Raw genomic sequence first — 3401 nt, forward strand, 5'->3', positions numbered from 1 at the left:
ACTGTGAGGGTGGCTGACCCAGCGCATTCGCGAGCAAGCCCGCTCCCACATAGGTTGTGTATGGTTCTGCAGATTCAGGTTCGAGTGGCGCCGCGTGCGCTCGCTGCGAATTGCTCGACTGGCAGCACATGCTTGCGCTCCAGCACGCGATAGACCACGCCCGTCAGCACCAGCCCGAACACCATCACCCCGCTCAGGAAGTACAGGCCCGAAGCGAGATTGCCGGTGTACTCCTTCAAGGCGCCGATCACGAACGGGCCGATGTAGCCGCCGAGGTTGCCCACCGAGTTGATCAAGGCGATCCCGGCCGCCGCACTGGCACCGGCAAAGAACCGCCCCGGCAGCGTCCAGAACACCGCTGTGCAGGAAAACAGCGCGAACGCCACCAGACACAACGCAGCCAGTTGTGCCACCGGCAAGGACAGCCAGGCGCTGAGGAACAGGCCGATGGCACCCAGTACATAAAGCACCGCCAGATGCCCGTATCGATCATTCATGCGGTCGGAACTGCGCGGCACGATCAGCAGGCCGACGATGCCGAAGATGTACGGCACCGACGAGACAAAACCGGTCACCAGATCGCTGCCGCCAAACTGTTTGATCAGGGTCGGCAGCCACAAGCCCAGGCCATAGATGCTCAGGGTCACCGGCAGATAAAACAGCGCCAGCAGCAACACGCGTTTGTCTTTCAGCGCATGCAGCGGATTGCCGTGGCGGGTCTGGCCGTATTCCTGCAGGTCCTTTTTCAGCTCGCCGGTCAGCCAGTCCTTCTCGGCCTGATCCATCCATGTCACTTGCTGCGGGCCGTCCGGCAGCCAACGCAATACGGGCCAGGTCAGCAGGATCGCCGGGGTGCCGATGACGATGAACAGCCACTGCCAGCCATGCAGACCGAGGATGCCATCCATGCCCAGCAGGCCGCCGGACACGGGGCCGGTAATCATCATCGCGATGGGTTGGGAAAGGATGAACAGCCCGAGGATCTTGCCGCGATGGCGCACCGGGAACCATTGGGTGATGTAGTACAGAACGCCGGGAAAGAACCCCGCCTCCGCCGCGCCGAGCAGAAAGCGCATCACGTAGAAACTGTGCGGGCCCTGGACGAACGCCATGCCGATGGTGATCGCGCCCCAAGTGATCATGATCCGTGCAAACCAGCGCCGCGCACCAAAACGTTCGAGCATCAGGTTGCTGGGGATTTCCAGCAGAAAGTAGCCAATGAAAAACAGTCCGGCACCGAGGCCGTAGGCGGCATCGCCGATGCCGATGTCGGCGCCCATGTGCAGCTTGGCGAAGCCGACGGCGGAGCGATCCACATAGGCGATCAGGTAAAGCAGGATCAGGAAGGGAATCAGTTTCAGCGTGATGCGCCGGACAAGCCGCAGTTCCTGGTTCATGGGATCGGTCTCCGATTGTTGTTTTTATGGAACCTCGGGGGACGCCTCTCGCGGAAAATCACCAGGGCCATCCCTCCGTCGAAAACGACTATATAGTAATACTAATTACCCAACAACACTTCCAAAGCGTCGATTTTGCGCTTATGTTTAGCCGAAGCTCGCAAACAATAGTCTTACAATAAGAGAATCGATCATGTCTGATAAGAAACCCACCCTGCGCTCCGCCCAATGGTTTGGCACGGCCGACAAGAACGGCTTCATGTACCGCAGCTGGATGAAGAATCAGGGCATCGCCGACCATCAGTTTCATGGCAAGCCGATCATCGGCATCTGCAACACCTGGTCGGAACTGACGCCGTGCAACGCGCACTTCCGGCAGATTGCCGAGCACGTCAAACGCGGTGTGATCGAGGCTGGCGGCTTCCCGGTGGAATTCCCGGTGTTCTCCAACGGCGAATCGAACCTGCGCCCGACCGCCATGCTCACCCGCAATCTGGCGAGCATGGATGTGGAGGAAGCGATTCGGGGCAACCCGATTGACGGCGTGGTGCTGCTGACCGGTTGCGACAAGACCACCCCGGCCCTGCTGATGGGCGCTGCCAGTTGCGACGTGCCGGCGATCGTCGTCACCGGCGGGCCGATGCTCAATGGCAAGCACAAGGGCAAGGACATTGGTTCCGGCACTGTGGTCTGGCAGCTCAGCGAGCAGGTCAAGGCTGGCACCATCACGATTGACGATTTCCTCGCGGCCGAGGGCGGCATGTCCCGTTCGGCCGGCACCTGCAACACCATGGGCACGGCCTCGACCATGGCTTGTATGGCCGAAGCGCTGGGTACTTCCCTGCCCCATAACGCGGCGATTCCGGCGGTGGATGCGCGGCGCTATGTGCTGGCTCACATGTCCGGCATGCGTGCCGTGGAAATGGTTCGGGAAGATCTGAAACTGTCGAAGATCCTGACCAAGGAAGCCTTCGAAAACGCGATTCGGGTCAACGCGGCGATTGGCGGTTCGACCAACGCAGTGATTCACCTGAAAGCCATCGCCGGACGGATCGGCGTCGAGCTGGATCTGGACGACTGGACCCGCATCGGTCGCGGCATGCCGACCATCGTTGACCTGCAGCCGTCCGGGCGTTTCCTGATGGAAGAGTTTTACTACGCCGGGGGCTTGCCGGCCGTGCTGCGTCGCCTCGGCGAGGCCAATCTGATTCCGAACCCGAACGCGCTGACCGTCAACGGCAAGTCCATTGGCGAGAACACCAAGGACGCACCGATCTACGGTGAAGACGAAGTGATCCGAACCCTGGACAATCCGATCCGCGCTGACGGCGGCATCTGTGTGCTGCGCGGCAATCTGGCGCCACTGGGCGCGGTGCTCAAGCCATCAGCCGCCACCCCGGAACTGATGCAGCACCGCGGCCGTGCAGTGGTGTTTGAGAACTTCGATATGTACAAGGCGCGGATCAACGACCCGGAACTGGACGTCGATGCGAACTCGATTCTGGTGATGAAAAACTGCGGGCCGAAGGGTTATCCGGGCATGGCCGAAGTCGGCAACATGGGGCTGCCGGCCAAACTGCTGGCTCAGGGTGTGACTGACATGGTGCGCATCTCCGACGCACGGATGAGCGGTACGGCGTACGGCACCGTTGTGTTGCACGTCGCCCCGGAAGCAGCGGCAGGCGGTCCGTTGGCTGCGGTGAAGGAAGGTGACTGGATCGAGCTGGACTGCGCCAGCGGGCGTTTGCATCTGGACATTCCCGATGCCGAACTGGCGGCGCGCATGGCGGATCTGCAACCACCGCAGCAGTTGTTGGTGGGGGGCTATCGTCAGTTGTACATCGACCATGTGTTGCAGGCCGATCAAGGGTGCGACTTTGACTTCCTTGTAGGTTGCCGAGGGGCTGAAGTTCCCCGCCATTCCCATTAACACCGCCGTCGCCCTGTGGGAGCGGGCTTGCTCGCGAAAGTGGAGTGTCAGCAACCTGTGTTTGTCTGACACCC

General features: G+C 61.2%; 2 protein-coding genes. One reads left to right on the forward strand and one right to left on the reverse strand.

Going from position 1 to position 3401, the window contains the following annotated elements; all coding sequences use genetic code 11:
* Positions 1-74 precede the first annotated feature (74 nt).
* The gene (locus ACW9HX_RS28895) at positions 75-1397 is read right to left on the reverse strand and encodes an MFS transporter (protein ID WP_457383189.1); all 1323 of its coding nucleotides are present in this window, start codon (positions 1395-1397) and stop codon (positions 75-77) included.
* 193 nt (positions 1398-1590) lie between these two features.
* Here ACW9HX_RS28895 and ACW9HX_RS28900 point away from each other — a divergent pair, with 193 nt between their 5' ends.
* Positions 1591-3327, forward strand: coding sequence for an IlvD/Edd family dehydratase (locus ACW9HX_RS28900; RefSeq protein WP_011334608.1), 1737 nt, complete (start codon positions 1591-1593; stop codon positions 3325-3327).
* The last annotated feature ends 74 nt before the right edge of the window (positions 3328-3401 follow it).

The sequence above is a fragment of the Pseudomonas sp. SDO52101_S400 genome (assembly GCF_054071635.1).

Coding starts and splice junctions, on each gene's coding strand:
- ACW9HX_RS28900 (WP_011334608.1), top strand. CDS start 1,591: ATGTCTGATAAGAAACCCACCCTGCGCTCCGCCCAATGGTTTGGCACG.
- ACW9HX_RS28895 (WP_457383189.1), bottom strand. CDS start 1,397: ATGAACCAGGAACTGCGGCTTGTCCGGCGCATCACGCTGAAACTGATT.